Raw genomic sequence first — 18,261 nt, 5'->3', positions numbered from 1 at the left:
GCCTGTCAACCGGCACCGTTCAGTGATGAAATCTGGCTAACAGAAGAATTAATCGCTGAATATTCTGCCGGTGAGGCATGACAGAACGCTTTGCGCGTGTTTAATTTCTTCTTGCAGAGATGTTTTCGCAAATGCGCAGCCGATTGTCAAAGTAAAAGAACCAAAATCAGAAGAACGTGCCAGATTAAAAAATAACCACGACGGGATTTACAGTGAATTCGGCTGCGAGGGAGATCATTACCCAGCCAGAATTCACCCCGGCAATGCTTGAAATCACAGCATTTATCGCTGTCCACCCCGCTCTTAACCGCGAGTACGCAGTCGATTGCTTTTCAGCGCATTTCCTTTTCTGCCTAATTAAAAATAGGTAAAAACTATCAAACAAATTGATAACAACATCGGCGCACTCTTTTGTTAACGCAATAATTTCCCTACAATCGCTCTCATTAGATTATCCCGCAGGCGGAGACGAACATTCATGGATAACGTGAAACACAGTAAGTTGTTGATTTTGGGCTCAGGCCCGGCAGGCTATACCGCAGCAGTCTATGCGGCACGGGCAAACTTACATCCGGTACTGGTGACCGGTATGGAAAAAGGCGGCCAGCTCACCACCACCACCGATGTGGAAAACTGGCCGGGCGACCCGGAAGGCCTGACCGGCCCGTTGCTGATGGAGCGGATGCATGAGCATGCGGCCAAATTCAACACCGAAATCCTGTTTGACCATATCCACAGTGTTGATCTGCAAACCCGCCCGTTCCGCCTGACCGGCGACAACGGCGTGTATACCTGTGATGCCCTGATCATTGCGACCGGCGCGTCGGCGCGTTACCTGGGCCTGCCGTCTGAAGAGGCATTTAAAGGCCGCGGCGTGTCCGCGTGTGCCACCTGTGACGGCTTCTTCTACCGTAACCAGAAGGTGGCAGTAGTGGGTGGCGGTAATACCGCCGTGGAAGAGGCGCTTTACCTCTCGAACATCGCGGCAGAGGTGCACCTGATCCACCGCCGTGACAGCTTCCGTGCAGAAAAAATCCTGATTGACCGCCTTAACGAGAAAGTGGCCAGCGGGAATATCGTGCTGCACACCAACCGGACGCTGGACGAAGTGGTCGGCGATCAGATGGGCGTCACCGGCGTGCATCTGCGCACCGCCCTGACGGATGAGATTGAAAAAGTGGAGGTTGCCGGCGTCTTTATCGCTATCGGCCACAGCCCGAACACCGCGATTTTCAACGGCCAGCTGGCACTGGAAAACGGCTACATCAAAGTTCAGTCCGGCCTGCACGGCAATGCCACCCAGACCAGCATCCCCGGTGTTTTTGCAGCCGGTGATGTGATGGACCACAGCTACCGCCAGGCGATCACTTCTGCCGGAACCGGCTGTATGGCCGCCCTGGATGCCGAGCGGTACCTGGACGGCCTGGCCGCGGCCCAGTGCAGCACTGACTGATTTCTTTCAGAAAATTATGCGAAAAAGGCGACCTCCGGGTCGCCTTATTATTTTCAGTCCGGCCACTGACGCGGTAACATGTGCGCGGTCGTGAAAATAGACCTTCAACGATCAGGGATTTGGCACCCGTGCCATATTTTTTCATGCGCTTATCTTCCCCGTCGGCCGGTTTCGGCCTTGCCGGTAATGCGCATGCCACCGCCATGCAACCCTTTGCATGTTCTGTGCGGACAGATGGCCTGATGAACAAAACAAGACAACACGAATTACTCCACTGGCTCCGGCAACAGCGTGCGCCCGCACGCCGCTGGTTACAGATCTCCATGCTGCTCGGCGTGTTCAGCGCCCTGCTGTTGCTGTTACAGGCAGCCCTGATGGCGACGTTGCTGGATGCGCTTATTGTGCATGCTATGCCGCGCGAATCCCTGCTGAAACTCTTCGTCCTGCTGGCGATCGTCTTCCTGTTACGGGGCCTGCTGGCGCTGATGCGTGAGCGGGTGGGTTTCCAGTGCGGCCTGCAGGTCCGCCGGCAGATCCGGCAAACCGTGCTTGACCGGCTGGAACAGCTTGGCCCGGCCTGGATCAGCGGCAAACCGGCAGGCAGCTGGGCGACGCTCATCCTGGAACAAATTGACGATATGCAGGACTACTACGCCCGCTACCTGCCGCAGATGTTTCTTGCGGGTATTATCCCGCTGCTGATCCTGATCGCGATTTTCCCGCTTAACTGGGCCGCCGGGCTGATTCTGCTGGTCACTGCCCCATTGATCCCGCTGTTTATGGCGCTGGTCGGGATGGGGGCTGCTGACGCTAACCGGCGCAACTTCGCCGCACTGGCGCGCCTCAGCGGCAATTTTCTCGACAGCCTGCGCGGGCTGGACACGCTGCGCCTGTTTCACCGCGCGGAGGCTGAACGCAGCGCTATCCGCCATGCGTCAGAGTCCTTCCGGGCACGCACGATGGAGGTGCTGCGGCTGGCCTTTCTCTCCTCTGCGGTGCTGGAGTTCTTTGCCTCGGTCTCCATTGCGGTAGTGGCGGTGTATTTCGGTTTCTCCTACCTCGGCGAGCTGCATTTCGGCAGTTACGGTACCGGTGTCACGCTGTTTGCCGGTTTTCTGGTGCTGATTCTGGCACCGGAATTTTTCCAGCCGCTGCGCGACCTCGGCACCTTTTACCATGCCAAAGCGCAGGCTATCGGCGCAGCCGAGACGCTGGTGACGTTTCTGACTCAGCCGCCCGATGCGTTGACGCCGGGCCAGGGGAATACGCCGTTCAGCGCAACGGCCCCGGTGAGCCTGGAGGCGGAGTCGCTGGAAATTCTGTCACCAGACGGCAAGGTGCTGGCCGGGCCGCTGAACTTCCGGATTACCGCCGGTCAGCGTATCGCGATTGTGGGCCTGAGCGGGGCCGGAAAAAGCTCTTTGCTGAATGCCCTGCTCGGGTTTCTGCCTTACCGCGGTACGTTACGGGTTAACCAGCAGGCGTTGCAGACGTTGGAACCGCTGAGCTGGCGGCGACAGCTGGCCTGGGTCGGGCAGAACCCGCACCTGCCGGCGGCCACCGTGCGGCAGAATATCCTGCTGGGTAACCCGGAGGCGACGGCTGAGGCGCTGGAGACCGCGATTTCGCGCGCCTATGTGGATGAGTTTTTGCCGCTGTTACCTGACGGCCTCGACACCCTGATTGGCGATCACGCCGCCCGGCTCTCAGTCGGGCAGGCTCAGCGGGTGGCGGTGGCGCGTGCGCTGCTGGCCCCCGGCCGGTTACTGCTGCTGGATGAACCGGCCGCCAGCCTGGATGCCCACAGCGAACAGCGCGTCATGGCCGCCCTGCGCGAAGCAGCGGACCACCAGACCACCTTGCTGGTCACCCACCGCCTGGAAGACACCCGGCACTGCGATGAAATCTGGGTGATGCAGCACGGCCAGATTGCTGAACGCGGCCACTATGCTCAACTGTGCGTACAGGCGGGCCCCTTCGCCCGCCTTCTGGCCCAACGTAGCGGAGAACTCTGACGATGCGCCTGCTTCTGCCTTACCTTGCCCTTTACCGTCGCCACAGCGGGCGCATGCTGCTCGGCATCCTGCTGGCCATTATCACCCTCCTGGCCAGCATCGGCCTGCTGGCCCTCTCCGGCTGGTTCCTGGCGGCCTCTGCCGTAGCCGGGTTTGCCGGACTTTACAGCTTTAACTACATGCTGCCGGCCGCCGGGGTGCGCGGCGCCGCGATTTTCCGCACCGCCGGACGTTATGCTGAGCGGCTGGTCAGCCACGATGCCACCTTCCGCGTCCTGTCACACCTGCGGGTTGATACCTTTGCCCGCATTATGCCGCTGTCACCCGGCGGGCTGGCGCGCTTCCGGCAGGCAGACCTGCTTAACCGGCTGGTTGCGGATGTCGACACGCTCGACCATCTCTACCTGCGGGTGATTTCGCCGCTGGTCAGCGCACTGGTGGTGATTCTGGTGGTGGCCGCGGGGCTGAGCTGGCTGGATGTCACCCTGGCCCTGCTGCTTTCCGGCATCATGCTGGCGCTGTTGCTGCTGTTACCGTTGATCTTTTATCGCGCCGGTAAACCGGTCGGCCGGGCGCTGACCACCTTACGCGGCGAGTATCGCATCCAGCTCACCGCCTGGCTTCATGGGCAGGCGGAGCTGGTTGTCTATGGGGCCGGTAGCCGTTTCCGGCAGGCGCTGGAAAGTACAGAACAGCAATGGCAACATCAGCAACAGCGGCAGGCCACGCTGGGTGGGCTGGCACAGGCGATAATGATCGCAGCCACCGGCCTTACAGCGACGCTGATGTTCTGGCTGGCCGCGGGTGGCCTCACTACCGCTGACGCGCCGGGTGCGCTGATTGCGCTCATAGTCTTTACCACGCTGGCCGCCTTTGAGGCCCTGGGGCCGGTTGCCGGGGCCTTCCAGCACCTTGGGCAGGTGATTGCCTCCGCGGAGCGCCTGCAGGCCATTACCGGCCAGTTGCCGGCCGTCTCGTTCCCGGCACAGGGCGCAGCGGCGGTCTCTCCGTCCCTGATGCTGGATAATGTCAGCTTTACTTATCCCGGCCAGCCGTTCCCGGTGGTGAAAGGGGTCACGCTGCAGGTGGCCGCCGGCGAGCATATTGCGCTGCTCGGCCGCACCGGCTGTGGTAAATCGACCCTGCTCCAGTTGCTGACCCGCGCCTGGGATGGGCAGACGGGAAGTATCCAACTGGGCGGCCACCCGATTGCCGACTATGATGAAGCCACCCTGCGCCGCTCTATGACGCTGGTGCCGCAGCAGGTACATGTGTTCAATACCACGCTGCGCGATAACCTGCGGCTGGCTGCCCCGGAGGCGAGCGATGCCCGGCTGGGGGAGGTATTGCAACACGTGGGGTTAGGCGCACTGTTGGAAAACAGCGGCCTGAACAGCTGGCTGGGCGAAGGCGGCCGCCCGCTCTCCGGCGGTGAGCAACGGCGTATCGGCATTGCCCGTGCGCTCCTGCACGATGCCCCGCTGGTGCTGCTGGATGAACCTACCGAGGGGCTGGATGCCGAAACCGAGCAACAGATCCTGACGCTGCTGCGCGAGCACTGCCGGGGGAAAACGTTGATCATGGTAACGCACCGCCTGCATGGTCTGCACCACCTTGACCGCATCTGCGTAATGGATGACGGTAAACTGGTTGAACAGGGGCCGCATCATGCCCTATTGGCGGCCGGTGGCCGCTATGCGCAATTCCATGCGCGCCTGGCCTGATTCTGATGCGAGAGAGATAATGGATGCTATGCGTGTCGTACAACTTTCCCCCCACTCGTTGCTGTTCCCCGCGCCGGAAAGCGCTTTGCGTGAGCCGAACGGGCTGTTGGCCGTGGGGGGCGACCTCTCCCCTGCCCGCCTGATGTCCGCTTACCGGTGCGGCATTTTTCCCTGGTTTAACCCCGGTGAAATGATTTTATGGTGGTCACCCGATCCGCGCGCGGTGCTATTCCCGGCGGAGCTGCACATCAGCCGCAGCATGCGCCGCTTTCTGCGCCACTGCCCGTTTCGTTTTACCCTGAACCACGCGTTTGATCAGGTGATCGAGGCGTGTGCAGAAGACCGCAGTGACGGCACCTGGATTGGCCCGCAAGTCGCGCGCGCCTATCACCGGTTGCATGCGGAAGGGCTGGCCCACTCGATTGAGGTGTGGCAGGGCGGTGCGCTGGTGGGCGGCATGTATGGCGTGGCGCAAGGCAGGCTATTTTGTGGCGAATCGATGTTCAGCCGCTGTACTAATGCGTCCAAGGCAGCCATGGTGATGTTCTGTCATCATTTCGTTGGGCATGGCGGCCAGTTGCTGGATTGCCAGGTGCTGAATGACCATACTGCGTCACTGGGGGCGACAGAGATCCCACGCCGTGCCTTTCTCACTGCATTACGGGAAATGCAGCAGCAACCACTGGCTGAGGGGTGCTGGCAGAAGCAGGAATTATGCCTGCCGGCGGTGCTGCCACCGGCCGGAAAACCGGGTCACAGCCCTTGAAAAGCCACGGCTGCTGAGGCGTTGGTTGAAATTAATTCCATGCCCGCGGCAGAAATGTGGTATCATTTTCTTGCACCATACCCCTGATTTATGTACATTTTTGGCTGCGTCTCCCACCATATCCGGTTTAACAACCACTTAGGGCGGAGCGAATGCCTCCTTTACATAATGTGGGTTTTTCGGCATTATCTTGCCGGTTAAAAACTAAGGTAGTAAAACCTAGAGGACTCGATGGCCAAAGAAGACAATATTGAAATGCAGGGCACCGTGCTTGATACGCTGCCGAACACCATGTTCCGCGTTGAATTGGAAAACGGACACGTGGTTACCGCGCACATCTCCGGTAAAATGCGTAAGAACTACATCCGTATCCTGACGGGCGACAAAGTCACTGTTGAGCTGACCCCGTACGACCTGAGCAAAGGCCGCATTGTCTTCCGTAGCCGTTAATCGGCGCATCTCCCGCTGATCTATTCCGGCGAACAATCAGGGAATTTATCCCTTGCGCCCTTCCGGTTTCCGGTCAGGGCGTTTTGTTATGGATGCAATATGCGGTTTATGTTCCGGTAACGGCGATCGGCAGGTGAAAAAAAAGAGCGATCCTTGGATCGCTCTTTTTGCATTCTGACGGCCCGTTTGTCAGGCCGCCCTGGTCATGACCGGTTGACTTAATGTACCGCCCCTTCCTCTTTGCGTTTTTGCGCGCTAAGGAATTCATAAGTCAGTTGATCGGCATCTTTATCCAGCTCGACTTTCACCGACCCCCCGTCAACCAGGCTGCCGAACAGCAGTTCGTTCGCCAGCGGTTTTTTCAGGTTTTCCTGCATCACGCGCGCCATTGGGCGGGCACCCATCGCCTTGTCATAGCCTTTCACCGCCAGCCAGTCACGGGCCTCGTCGCTGACTTCCAGTGACACCCCTTTGGCATCCAGTTGCGCCTGCAGTTCGACGATAAACTTGTCGACAACCTGCTGGATGACCTCGGCAGAGAGATGGTTGAACCAGATAATGTTGTCCAGACGGTTACGGAATTCCGGCGTAAACACTTTCTTGATCTCTTCCATCGCATCGGTGCTGTTGTCCTGATGGATCAGGCCAATCGACTTACGTTCGGTCTCACGCACACCGGCGTTGGTGGTCATCACCAGAATCACGTTGCGGAAATCAGCCTTGCGGCCGTTATTATCGGTCAGCGTCCCGTTATCCATCACCTGCAGCAGCAGGTTGAAAACGTCCGGGTGCGCTTTTTCGATCTCATCCAGCAACACCACCGCATGCGGGTGTTTGATCACTGCGTCCGTCAGCAGACCGCCCTGATCAAAGCCCACATAGCCCGGAGGCGCACCGATCAAACGGCTGACGGTGTGGCGCTCCATGTACTCGGACATATCAAAGCGCAGCAGTTCGATATCCAGCGCTTTGGCAAGCTGCACCGTGACTTCGGTTTTCCCGACCCCGGTCGGCCCGGCAAACAGGAAGGAACCTACCGGTTTGCGGTCCTGGCCCAGCCCGGCGCGGCTCATCTTGATCGCTTCGGTCAGCGCACCGATGGCCGGGTCCTGCCCGAACACCAGCATCTTCAGGCGATCGCCCAGGTTACGCAGCACATCGCGGTCACTGGCAGAGACGGTTTTCTCCGGGATGCGCGCAATGCGTGCCACCACGGACTCGATATCCCCGACGTTGACGGTCTTTTTACGCTTGCTCACCGGCATTAACCGGCTGCGGGCGCCCGCTTCATCGATGACGTCAATCGCCTTGTCCGGCAGGTGGCGGTCATTGATGTATTTCACGGAAAGCTCAACCGCCGCGCGCACGGCTTTCGCGGTGTAGCGCACATCGTGGTGGGCTTCATATTTGGTTTTCAGCCCGTTAATGATCTGCACCGTTTCTTCCACAGAAGGCTCAGTGATATCAATTTTCTGGAAGCGGCGCGCCAGCGCACGATCTTTTTCGAAAATATTGCTGAATTCCTGATAGGTGGTAGAGCCGATAACGCGGATCTTACCGCTCGACAGCAGCGGTTTGATCAGGTTAGCCGCATCCACCTGGCCACCGGAGGCAGCACCGGCACCGATAATGGTGTGGATCTCATCGATAAACAGGATGCTGTTTTTGTCCTGCTCCAGCTGTTTCAGCAACGCTTTGAAGCGCTTCTCAAAATCACCGCGGTATTTGGTGCCGGCCAGCAGCGAGCCGATGTCCAGCGAATAGAGGGTGCAATCGGCCATCACTTCCGGCACATCACCCTGCACAATCCGCCAGGCCAGCCCTTCGGCGATGGCGGTTTTACCCACGCCGGATTCCCCCACCAGCAGCGGGTTATTTTTACGGCGGCGGCACAATACCTGAATAGCACGTTCGAGTTCTTTGTCGCGGCCAATCAGTGGGTCAATGCCCCCGACGCGCGCCAGTTGGTTCAAATTGGTGGTGAAGTTTTCCATACGGTCTTCCCCTGCCGGCTGCTCTTCATTGACCGGGTTTTCCGCATTGGGAGCCTGGCCCGGTTCGTCTTTGCGCGTGCCGTGGGAAATGAAGTTCACCACGTCAAGGCGGCTTACGTCATGCTTGCGCAGCAGATAAGCTGCCTGCGACTCCTGCTCGCTGAAGATAGCGACCAGCACATTGGCACCGGACACCTCGTTCCGCCCGGAGGACTGAACATGGAACACGGCACGTTGCAGCACGCGCTGGAAGCTGAGCGTTGGTTGCGTGTCGCGCTCCTCTTCGCTGGCGGGCAGGGTCGGCGTCGTCTGTTCGATGAAGGCTTCCAGCTCCTGGCGTAACGCCACCAGATCGACTGTGCAGGCCTCAAGGGCCTCCCGCGCCGCAGGGTTGCTCAGTAGCGCAAGCAACAGGTGCTCCACGGTCATAAACTCATGTCGGTGCTCGCGCGCCCTGGCGAAAGCCATGTTGAGACTGAGTTCCAGTTCTTGATTGAGCATAAGCACCTCCCCAATAGATTGCCTTTTCAGGCTTTTTCCAGCGTACAAAGCAACGGATGCTCGTTCTCCCTCGCGTAGCGGTTCACATGCGCGACCTTGGTCTCGGCCACTTCGGCGGTAAACACGCCGCAAATGGCCTTTCCTTTATAGTGCACCGTGAGCATCAGTTGCGTTGCACGTTCAATATCATAAGAAAAGAACTTTTGAAGAACGTCAATCACAAATTCCATGGGTGTGTAATCGTCGTTGTTAAGTATAACTTTATACATAGATGGCGGTTTTACCGCATCCAACTGCTGATCCTGGATTAAGTGCTCAAAATTTAGCCAATCCTGATTATTGCCCATTGCTTGCCCGTCATCAATTGTCTGGTCTGAATGCCCGCCTCAGGGCGGGAGCTCTGCTTACAGCGTACACGCTTTAGCCCCTATTTTACCATCTCCGGACGCCCGCTGCCGCCCTGCATGGCCTTCCGGCTCACCGGGCAGTGCGTATAAATTTTAGCCGTGGAAAGCGAATAGCGTTACCTGCTTCAAACTTTAAACAACTGGTCAGCAGGAGCAAAAGCCGTTCCCTTGACGTGTCCCGCTATTCCTCTAGAGTGTAAAATCGTGAGCTGATGGAGTTTTAATCAATCAGCCTTCACTCGCAAAAAATCTTACCTCACCTACCTATAGAATAAACACGCGAGGGATGTAGAAGCATGGAGACGGGTACAGTCAAGTGGTTCAATAATGCCAAGGGCTTTGGTTTTATCTGCCCGCAAAATGGCGGTGAAGATATCTTTGCCCACTATTCCACCATCCAGATGGAGGGTTATCGAACGCTGAAGGCGGGTCAACAGGTCAGTTTCGATGTCCACCAGGGGCCGAAAGGTAACCATGCGAGCCTCATCATACCGCAGGTCAGCGAAGCCGTTGCCTGACCGCCTGCAAGGATTGAGCCCTTCACATGCCAGTCACTCCCGACTGGCATTTTTTATAAATGGGGACGTCACCGACGCTTTCAAGGTCAATTCTTAACCTTTTTTTACCGTTTGGCTAACAGATTTCACCCACTCCGCACACTTTCATTACCCCTCTCTTTGCTGAGCGGTTAATCCGCATGGCCGCGCGCCAGCCGCACCACGCGGGCAAACATCTGCCGCAATAACGGCGGCATCGCCTCCGGCCCGCGCTGACCGGCCGCCAGCGCCACTTCAATCGCCAGGTCGGGTTTGGAACTGCGCTGAATCGCTTTATGGATGATGCGCCGGGCGGGCATCGGTACGTTGCCCGGCAGCCCGGCCACCCGGTGGTAAACGTCACTGAACCCGTGGTGATAGAGGAAATGCTCCATGTCCGGGGCCGGCAGGGCTGTGAGCCGGTGGGGTTCGCTCTCCCCGGCCCGGCCGGCCATGTCACGGGCGGTCGCCGCATATTTTTTCCCGGCTTCGTCGCCATCCACCATGGCGTGCCACTCAATGCCCATCTGCCGGGCAAATTTCAGCAGCGGGCGCAGGCCGCACTGGGCGAATTCGATCACCTTGATCCCTTCTGCCTCAAAATGGAACCCGCACTGGCGCGCCAGTTGGCTCAGGATCCAGACTTCGGTTTCCCCCTCCACCAGCAGCCAGCAGCGGGCAAACAGCGCGGAGGGCCGGTTATAGCGCACATGGAACGCGAGCTTGCGGCTGTCCGCCGGGTTCAGCCCGGCCGGGCCAAGCCGATAGGCTGCGACGCGCCCCGGTTCCCGCACCAGCCGGGTCACCTCTTCCATCGGCGTCAGGGAGATCAACTCGCCGGAATTGGTGGTGGTCAGCCGTTGCAGCGGCAACTGGTTCAGCAGCCGCCAGGCCACTGACAGCATAATCGGGTGCAGCCGGGTTTCCGGGTCTTCAATCAGCAGCAGCGGCCGCGCACCCGGTGCCAGCCGCACCGCCCCGCGTGCCTGTAATAACGTAGAGAAGATGCCGAGCAGAATCAGCCGCGTGCTGCGGCCTTCCGGCGTACCCACCGCCTGGTTCAGGGCATCCAGCGAGTGCCATGCCTGTTTCGGCTCCGGTTGCGGCACGCTGCCGCGGGTCGCCAGGGGGCCGGCGGCCCGGTGCTGCTCGGCAAAATAGTGCTCCAGCAACTGCCGCATCGCCGTGACGCCCTGCTCAAGCGCCTGATCGCTGAGCATATGCGGGCTGCGCCCCAGTTGCCGCGTCAGAACGCCTATCTGATGGGCCGCCGCCTGCTGTTGCGCGTCCGGCTGCGGGCTGTCCGCCTCCGGCAACAAGGTCTTACCGCGTAAACGCCCGATAAAGCGCGCATCACGCAGGCGTAATACCGGGTGCAGGCGCGCCAGCGTCAGGGCCAGCGCATCGATGTCAGGCAGCGCCAGCGGTTCGCCATGCTGATCCAGAAAACGGCGCCAGGTCAGTACCGTGCCGTCATCCGCCAGCTCGCCCTCCAGCTGGTAATAAAGGCGGCGGCAGCCGTTCTCCCCCGGCACGGCCGCGGCAGCCAGCGCCCGGTAACGCGGCTGCCGCAACTGCCCCGGTGCCGGTTCGGCAAAGCGTAACAGCACCTGTAACGTGCGTTCGCGCGCGTGCTGCTCCCCGGCGGGAAAATGGAAATCCCCGGCGGTGAAGTGGTAGAGCCGCGGCTCCGGTGACAGCAACAGCGTCAGCGCATCCAGCAGGCTGGATTTGCCCCAGGCATTTTCGCCAATCAGCAGCGTGCTGCCCGGCAATGCGCCACCTGACAGCGGCAGCGACAGCGACAGCCGGTTAATACCGCGAAAGCCGGTAATATCAATCTGCTCCAGAATCATGGGTACGCCTCCCGCGTGTTTCCCTTTGCCTGAGCATGACCAAAAAAGCAACGCAGGGTCAAGCGGATAGCGCCAGAGATGTGGCAAAGATTACTGCTTTACTCATGAACGTATTATGTACTCAGGGAGGTTAATTATCCTGGTGCCGCGGAGGGCCTGCTTCTCACCGTAGCCGGTGCTCTTTTCCCGCCATTGTCCTATTTTGCGGCTGTCACCCCCCTGCCGCACACCCTCCCCCGGCACGCTGCTGCCCATCGTCTATGCTTAGCTGTGCAGAAAAAATGTGAAAGGGATCTCATTTAACAGATCCCTCGCCATCACCATCTTGGACATTGGGGGAAAGCGATGAAACAGACTGTGGCCGGTTTACTGGCGAAAACACTGGAAAAAGCGGGCGTGAAACGTATCTGGGGCGTTACCGGCGACTCCCTGAACGGGCTGAACGACAGCCTTAACCGCATGCACACCATCGAGTGGATCGGCACCCGCCATGAAGAGGTCGCCGCCTTTGCGGCCGGGGCGGAAGCGCAGCTCACCGGCGAACTGGCGGTGTGCGCCGGGTCGTGCGGGCCGGGCAACCTGCACCTGATCAACGGCTTGTACGACTGCCACCGCAGCCATGCGCCGGTGGTGGCGATTGCCGCGCATATCCCTTCCAGCGAAATCGGCAGCGGCTATTTTCAGGAAACCCACCCCACGGAGCTGTTCCGCGAATGCAGCCACTATTGTGAGCTGGTGACCAACCCGGAGCAGTTGCCGCAGGTATTAGAGATCGCGATGCGCAAGGCGATCCTCAACCGTGGCGTGTCAGTGATTGTGTTGCCGGGCGACGTGGCGCTGAAACCGGCACCGGAAGAGGCGCGCATGGCCTGGAACGCCCCGCAGGTGCCGCTGATGCTGCCGAACATTACCGAGCTGGAAACGCTGGCGGAAGTGCTGAACCGCTCGAAAAACATTACCCTGATGTGCGGCAGCGGCTGCGCCGGTGCGCATGATGAGGTGGTGCAACTGGCACAGACGCTGAAAGCGCCGATCGTGCACGCGATGCGCGGCAAAGAGCACCTGGAGTGGGACAACCCCTATGACGTCGGCATGACCGGGCTGATTGGCTTCTCGTCCGGTTATCAGGCGTTGATGAATGCCGATACGGTGGTGCTGCTCGGCACCCAGTTCCCCTACCGCGCCTTCTACCCGACCGACGCCACCATCATCCAGATTGACATCAACCCCGGCAGCATTGGCGCGCATTGCAGTGTCGATCTGGCACTGATGGGTGACATTCACACCACCCTCACCGCGCTGTTGCCGAAGCTGACGGTGAAACAGGATCGCCGCTTCCTCGACAAAGCGCTGGATCACTACCGCACCGCCCGTAAAGACCTGGATGCGCTGGCGGTGCCGACGCCGGGCCAGCCGATTCACCCGCAATACCTGACCCAGCAGCTGAGCCGCCACGCCACCGAAGATGCCATTTTCACCTGCGACGTCGGTACGCCGACGGTGTGGGCAGCGCGTTACCTGCAAATGAACGGCAAACGCCGCCTGCTCGGCTCCTTTAACCATGGCTCGATGGCGAACGCGATGCCGCAGGCGATCGGCGCACAGGCCACCGCGCCGGACAAACAGGTGATCGCGTTGTGCGGCGACGGCGGGTTCGCCATGCTGATGGGGGATTTCCTGACGCTGGCACAGAAAAAATTGCCGGTGAAAGTGGTGGTGTTCAACAACAGTTCGCTGGGCTTTGTAGCGATGGAGATGAAGGCCGGCGGCTATCTCACGGACGGCACCGAGCTGGAAAACCCGGACTTCGCCGGTATTGCACAGGCGTGCGGCGTGAAGGGCATCCGCGTCACCGATGCCACAAAACTGGACGCCGCCATTGAAGAGGCGCTGGCCCACCCCGGCCCGGTGCTGCTTGATGTGGTCACGGCCACGCAGGAGCTGGCGATGCCTCCCTCCATCAAATTTGAACAGGCCAAAGGCTTCAGCCTCTATATGTTGCGGGCGATCATCAACGGCCGCGGCGATGAGGTGATGGAACTGGCGAAAGAGAACCTGTTCCGCTGATCCCCCGGACAGGGCGCGCTGCCCTGTCCTTTCTCCCTCTGATTTTCATCTAGCCTGCCGCGCCATTCTGGTTATGATGGGGGCTTCCCCACGCCCGCCGCCGATGCGGCCGGGCGCGTCCGTTTACCGCCCTTTGAGAAGGAAAGTGAGTGTGATTGATCTACGCAGCGATACCGTAACCCGCCCTACCGCCGCCATGCGGCAGGTGATGGCCCAGGCTGACGTCGGTGATGACGTCTATGGTGATGATCCCTCCGTTAACGCGCTGGAAGCGCAGGTGGCTGAGCGTGCCGGTAAAGCGGCAGCGCTGTTCCTGCCCACCGGCACCCAGGCCAATCTGGTGGCGCTGCTCAGCCACTGCCAGCGCGGCGAAGAGTACATTGTGGGCCAGAAGGCGCACAACTACCTGTATGAGGCGGGCGGCGCAGCGGTGCTCGGCAGCATTCAGCCGCAACCGATCGACGCCGACGACGACGGCACCCTGCCGCTCGACAAGGTGATTGCCGCGATCAAACCGGATGACATTCACTTCGCGCCGACGCGCCTGCTGAGCCTGGAGAACACCCATAACGGCAAGGTGCTGCCGCTGGCGTACCTGCAACAGGCGTGGCAACTGACGCGCGAACGCGGGCTGGCGCTGCATATTGACGGCGCGCGCATCATGAATGCCGCGGTGGCGCTCGGCGTGGAGCTGGAGGCGATCACCCGCTACTGCGACAGCTTCACCCTCTGCCTGTCGAAAGGGCTGGGCACGCCGATGGGCTCCCTGCTGTGCGGCCCGGCGGAGTACATCGCCCGCGCCCGCCGCTGGCGTAAAATGGCCGGCGGCGGGATGCGCCAAATCGGCATCATGGCAGCGGCAGGCAGCTACGCCATGGAACACCATGTGGCGCGGTTGCAGGAAGACCATGACAACGCCCGCTGGCTGGAGCAACAGTTGCGCGATCTGGGTGTGGAAATTGTGGCGCCGGGCGCGCAGACCAACATTTTGTTCGTCCGGGTGAACGCCGCCCAGGCCGCCGCCCTCGGCCCCTGGATGCGTGAGCGCGGCGTGCTGCTCAACGCCGGGCCGGTGACGAGGCTGATTACCCACCTGGACGTCTCGCGCGACGAACTTCAGCAGGTGGTCACCCTGTGGCAAGCCTTCCTGGCGGAACACGCCTGACCCACCGCCGCCGCCTCCGCGGCGGCTTTTTTGCCCTTTGCTATACTCACCCCCCATAACAGGCAGGGCATTCTCCGGTTTTCCAGGAAGAACCGTTTAGCGCGGCTTACTTTTCAGCCGGTTGCGCGCCTTTCATCACGCCACCTCGCTATTGAGATTGCCTGCCGCTCATTTTCCAGAAAGAATGGCGCCCTCTTTGCTTTTGCCAGAGACAGGCGTCTTGCGCATAACGGGTTTGATGGATAGATATTTATGACGTTTTTGGTAACCGGGGCAACCAGCGGTCTGGGCAGAAATGCGGTGGATTTCCTCCAGCGGCAGGGGATCCCGGTGCGGGCGGCCGGCAGTCATGCGGCGATTGGCGCACTGCTGGCAAAACGCGGCGCGCAGTTTATTCCGGCAGACATGAACAATCTGGTGTCGTCCCAGGCGCGGGCGATGCTGACCGAGGTTGACACGCTGTGGCACTGCTCCGGGTTCTCCGCCCCGTGGGGCGCGGAAGAGGCATTTGAGCTGGCCAACGTGCGGGCGACCCGCCGGCTGGGCGAGTGGGCGGCGGCTTATGGCGTGCGCAATTTCGTCCATATCTCCTCACCGGCCATCTATTTTGATTTCCATCACCACCGCGACATCCGGGAAGATTTCCGCCCGCAGCGCTTTGCCAATGCGTTTGCCCGCAGCAAAGCGGCCGCCGAGGAGGTGATTCAGCATCTGGCGCAGGCCAACCCCCAGACCCACTTCACCATCCTGCGGCCGCAGGGGATGTTCGGCGCGCATGACAACGTGCTGCTGCCGCGCCTGTTGCAGATGATCCGCCACGGCTCCCTGCTGTTGCCGCGCGGCGGCGATGCGCTGGTGGACATGACCTACGTGGAAAACGTGGTACAGGCGATGTGGCTGGCGACGGAAAACAGCACGACCCCGTCCGGCCGGGCGTATAACATCACCAACCAGCAACCGCGCCCGCTGCGCACCATTGTGCAGCACCTGATGGCGTGCCTGGATATGCCGTGCAAAATCCGCTCGGTGCCCTACACCCTGCTGGATGTGATGGCACGCGGCATGGAACGGCTGAGCGCCGGTAACCATAAAGAACCGGCGCTGACCCACTACAGCGTGGCCAAACTCAACTTTGACCTGACGCTGGACACCCGCCGCGCGCAGGAGGAGCTGGGCTACCGGCCGCTGGTGTCGCTGGATGAGGGCATCCTGCGTACCGCCAACTGGCTGCGCGAGCACGGTAAACTGCGCGGCCTGCCCGCTTCCGGCAAATAACCCCGCCCGCATCAACGCCCGGGCGGGTACTGCGCCAGCAGCGCCCGGGCGATCGCCTCACTCTCCGCATCCGGCAGGCCACGGTAGTCAGCCGGGCGGAAATGCATCTGGAATGCAGCGATCACCTGCCGCTGCGCGGCGTCATCCATCCCTTCCCGCACCGGGTAACCATAGGCTGCCAGCAATGCCAGCAGGCGCGCCTGTGCCACCGGCTCACCCGGCGGCCGCCCCTGTAACCAGGTGCTGACCCGCGCCGGATCGGGCCACGCCCCGATGCCCGCCGCCGCCAGCGCCCGCCACGGGAAACAGGGGCCGGGATCTTGCTTACGCTGCGGCGCGATGTCCGCATGGCCGACCACATTCTGCGGGGCGATCTGGTAGCGTTGCACAATCTGCCCGGCCAGCTCCGTCAGCGCCGCGATTTGCGCGGGCGGGAACGGGTACCAGCGGCGGCCCAGCAGCGTGCGCCGGAAGCCGGGGTTTTCCAGTTCTATGCCGATGGACGTGTCATTAAGGTTGGTGCGATCGCCCCAGCCGCTGGCCCCGGCGTGCCAGGCGCGCGCCTGCTCCGGCACCAGTTGCCAGACCACCGGCTTGCCGCCCCGCTGCGGCGGCGCAGCCGGGATCAGGTAATGGGCGCTGACGTGCTCCTCGGTGAGGGTCGCCAGCGCGGTAGGGAAATCCCCGGCGGTATAGTGGATAACCAGAAACCGGATGCGCTGATCCACACCGCGCGCCGGGGCGGAGCGCTCCAGCAGCAGGTTGCCGCGTGCCGCCATGCCGGGCGGCAGCGGTTGCTGGCAGGCAGTCACCAGCAGCGCCAGTAACAGGGGGAGCAGGCGCATTATCACGCGCTGCGCGCCACCTTCACCGCCGTGCCGGTCACACTCACCATCAGCATGCTGCTGTCTTTGCCCACGGTTTCATAGTCGATGTCGATGCCGACCACCGCGTTGGCACCCAGCTCTTTGGCCTGCTGCTCCAGTTCACGGAAGGCGATCTGGCGCGCCTTGCGCAGCTCTTTTTCATACGCGCCCGAGCGGCCGCCGACGATGTCCCGCACACCGGCAAAGAAATCCCTGAAGATATTGGCGCCCAGAATCGCTTCGCCGGTCACGACGCCGCTGTATTCCGTGATGATAAAACCTTCAAGCGAGGGGGTGGTTGAGAATTGCATCATGCACTCCTTAAGCAGGGAAAGCGGCAGGCACCCGGCTTCGCAGCCAGAAACCATGCAGCAGTGAAAATCACATTTATACTAAGCTAAAGAGTTCATGGCAGAAACGTTCAATAAGGTAATGAGATGAAAAATAACATGATCGCCGCTGTGTTGCCGCTGGCCCTGTTACTGAGCGCCTGTACCACGCCGGTAGAACCCGCTTTCCAGCCCCAGGAGAACGGCAGCCATGCGGCCGCCTGTGTGGAGGGCGGGCCTGACGAGGTCGCCCAGAAATTCTATGATTTACGCATTCAGCAGCGCAGCAACGGCATTCCCTCCAGCAGCGCGCTGGCGGCGTACCGCCCCTACCTGAGCAACGCGCTCTACGGTGCGCTGCGTGATGCCGGCCAGGGTAAACGGGTGGATGTGGCCGCTACCCCGAACGAAAATACCGGCTTCAGCGATGGCGACATCTTCTCCAGCCTGTTTGACGGCCCGACCAATGCCGCCGTCGCGACCGCCTCCACCATCCCGAACCGGGATGCCCGTAACATCCCGCTGCGCGTCAACCTGGTTAACCAGAAGCCGGGCAGCGACACCGCCACCCAATGGCAGGATGAAATCCTGATGATCCGCGAAGGGCAGTGCTGGGCAGTGGATGACATCCGCTATCTGGGGCCGTGGGAATTCGCCTCCAGCGGCACGTTACGGCAGGTGCTGGAGAACCGCTGATCCAGGCGCCTTGCACCATTCAGAGAGGTAATGGCTTGATTTTGCGCGGGCTGTCCGGTGTTCGCTCACATTTCGCACAAAACAAGCAAATTCGCTATCCTAAATGGCAGCAGGGCGACAAATGCCCCCGACGGTCCGGCAATACCGCATCTTGTGCTGCG

Annotated in this window: 15 protein-coding genes; 10 read left to right on the top strand and 5 right to left on the bottom strand. The window is 60.7% G+C overall.

The genetic code is table 11. The annotated features are described in order from the left end of the window. Positions 1 to 478 precede the first annotated feature (478 nt). From trxB to infA, 5 genes are all read left to right on the top strand, one after another. Positions 479 to 1,453, top strand: coding sequence for a thioredoxin-disulfide reductase (gene trxB, locus CYR55_RS00230; RefSeq protein WP_101814178.1), 975 nt, complete (start codon positions 479 to 481; stop codon positions 1,451 to 1,453). 242 nt (positions 1,454 to 1,695) lie between these two features. Further along, complete coding sequence (cydD, locus tag CYR55_RS00225; RefSeq protein WP_101814651.1) at positions 1,696 to 3,468, top strand: heme ABC transporter permease/ATP-binding protein CydD; 1,773 nt, start codon at positions 1,696 to 1,698, stop codon at positions 3,466 to 3,468. A 2-nt stretch (positions 3,469 to 3,470) separates the two neighbouring features. Continuing rightward, positions 3,471 to 5,192: a heme ABC transporter ATP-binding protein/permease CydC gene (gene cydC / locus CYR55_RS00220; protein WP_101814177.1), complete on the top strand. Its 1,722-nt coding sequence runs from the start codon at positions 3,471 to 3,473 to the stop codon at positions 5,190 to 5,192. A gap of 28 nt (positions 5,193 to 5,220) precedes the next feature. Next, positions 5,221 to 5,958 (top strand): leucyl/phenylalanyl-tRNA--protein transferase, encoded by a 738-nt coding sequence (gene aat, locus CYR55_RS00215; protein WP_101814650.1) that lies wholly within the window; start codon positions 5,221 to 5,223, stop codon positions 5,956 to 5,958. 231 nt (positions 5,959 to 6,189) lie between these two features. Beyond that, complete coding sequence (infA, locus tag CYR55_RS00210; protein WP_002211347.1) at positions 6,190 to 6,408, top strand: translation initiation factor IF-1; 219 nt, start codon at positions 6,190 to 6,192, stop codon at positions 6,406 to 6,408. A gap of 218 nt (positions 6,409 to 6,626) precedes the next feature. On the opposite strand, the gene clpA is transcribed toward infA, so the two are convergent. Together clpA and clpS are read right to left on the bottom strand one after the other, a co-directional pair. Further along, positions 6,627 to 8,903 (bottom strand): ATP-dependent Clp protease ATP-binding subunit ClpA, encoded by a 2,277-nt coding sequence (clpA, locus tag CYR55_RS00205; protein ID WP_101814176.1) that lies wholly within the window; start codon positions 8,901 to 8,903, stop codon positions 6,627 to 6,629. Between the two features lie 26 nt (positions 8,904 to 8,929). Further along, positions 8,930 to 9,250 (bottom strand): ATP-dependent Clp protease adapter ClpS, encoded by a 321-nt coding sequence (gene clpS / locus CYR55_RS00200; RefSeq protein ID WP_072925860.1) that lies wholly within the window; start codon positions 9,248 to 9,250, stop codon positions 8,930 to 8,932. Between the two features lie 356 nt (positions 9,251 to 9,606). On the opposite strand from clpS, the gene cspD reads away from it, so the two are divergent. Continuing rightward, positions 9,607 to 9,828, top strand: coding sequence for a cold shock-like protein CspD (gene cspD / locus CYR55_RS00195; RefSeq protein WP_072925863.1), 222 nt, complete (start codon positions 9,607 to 9,609; stop codon positions 9,826 to 9,828). Between the two features lie 170 nt (positions 9,829 to 9,998). On the opposite strand, the gene CYR55_RS00190 is transcribed toward cspD, so the two are convergent. Beyond that, positions 9,999 to 11,702 (bottom strand): ATP-dependent nuclease, encoded by a 1,704-nt coding sequence (locus CYR55_RS00190; protein WP_101814175.1) that lies wholly within the window; start codon positions 11,700 to 11,702, stop codon positions 9,999 to 10,001. A 345-nt stretch (positions 11,703 to 12,047) separates the two neighbouring features. On the opposite strand from CYR55_RS00190, the gene poxB reads away from it, so the two are divergent. The 3 genes from poxB (at position 12,048) to CYR55_RS00175 (ending at position 16,209) form a co-directional block, all read left to right on the top strand. Next, complete coding sequence (gene poxB / locus CYR55_RS00185) at positions 12,048 to 13,769, top strand: ubiquinone-dependent pyruvate dehydrogenase (protein ID WP_101814174.1); 1,722 nt, start codon at positions 12,048 to 12,050, stop codon at positions 13,767 to 13,769. A 103-nt stretch (positions 13,770 to 13,872) separates the two neighbouring features. Next, a complete protein-coding gene (ltaE, locus tag CYR55_RS00180; protein ID WP_101814173.1) occupies positions 13,873 to 14,934 on the top strand; it encodes a low-specificity L-threonine aldolase in 1,062 nt (353 codons plus the stop codon). Between the two features lie 252 nt (positions 14,935 to 15,186). After that, positions 15,187 to 16,209 (top strand): NAD-dependent epimerase/dehydratase family protein, encoded by a 1,023-nt coding sequence (locus CYR55_RS00175; RefSeq protein WP_101814172.1) that lies wholly within the window; start codon positions 15,187 to 15,189, stop codon positions 16,207 to 16,209. Positions 16,210 to 16,220: 11 nt separating this feature from the next. Here the strand turns inward: CYR55_RS00175 and CYR55_RS00170 are convergent, their stop codons facing one another. Together CYR55_RS00170 and CYR55_RS00165 are read right to left on the bottom strand one after the other, a co-directional pair. Continuing rightward, complete coding sequence (locus CYR55_RS00170; RefSeq protein ID WP_165699497.1) at positions 16,221 to 17,054, bottom strand: N-acetylmuramoyl-L-alanine amidase; 834 nt, start codon at positions 17,052 to 17,054, stop codon at positions 16,221 to 16,223. Positions 17,055 to 17,056: 2 nt separating this feature from the next. Then, positions 17,057 to 17,386, bottom strand: a complete 330-nt coding sequence (locus tag CYR55_RS00165; protein ID WP_101814170.1) for a heavy metal-binding domain-containing protein — start codon at positions 17,384 to 17,386, stop codon at positions 17,057 to 17,059. Positions 17,387 to 17,512: 126 nt separating this feature from the next. On the opposite strand from CYR55_RS00165, the gene CYR55_RS00160 reads away from it, so the two are divergent. Next, positions 17,513 to 18,100 carry a lipoprotein gene (locus CYR55_RS00160; RefSeq protein WP_101814169.1) on the top strand — a complete coding sequence of 196 codons (588 nt, stop codon included), beginning with the start codon at positions 17,513 to 17,515 and terminating at the stop codon, positions 18,098 to 18,100. Positions 18,101 to 18,261 lie beyond the last annotated feature (161 nt).

The organism is Chimaeribacter californicus, assembly GCF_002858675.1.
GTDB lineage: Bacteria > Pseudomonadota > Gammaproteobacteria > Enterobacterales > Enterobacteriaceae > Chimaeribacter > Chimaeribacter californicus.
This window is presented reverse-complemented; position numbering and strand designations above follow the sequence as displayed.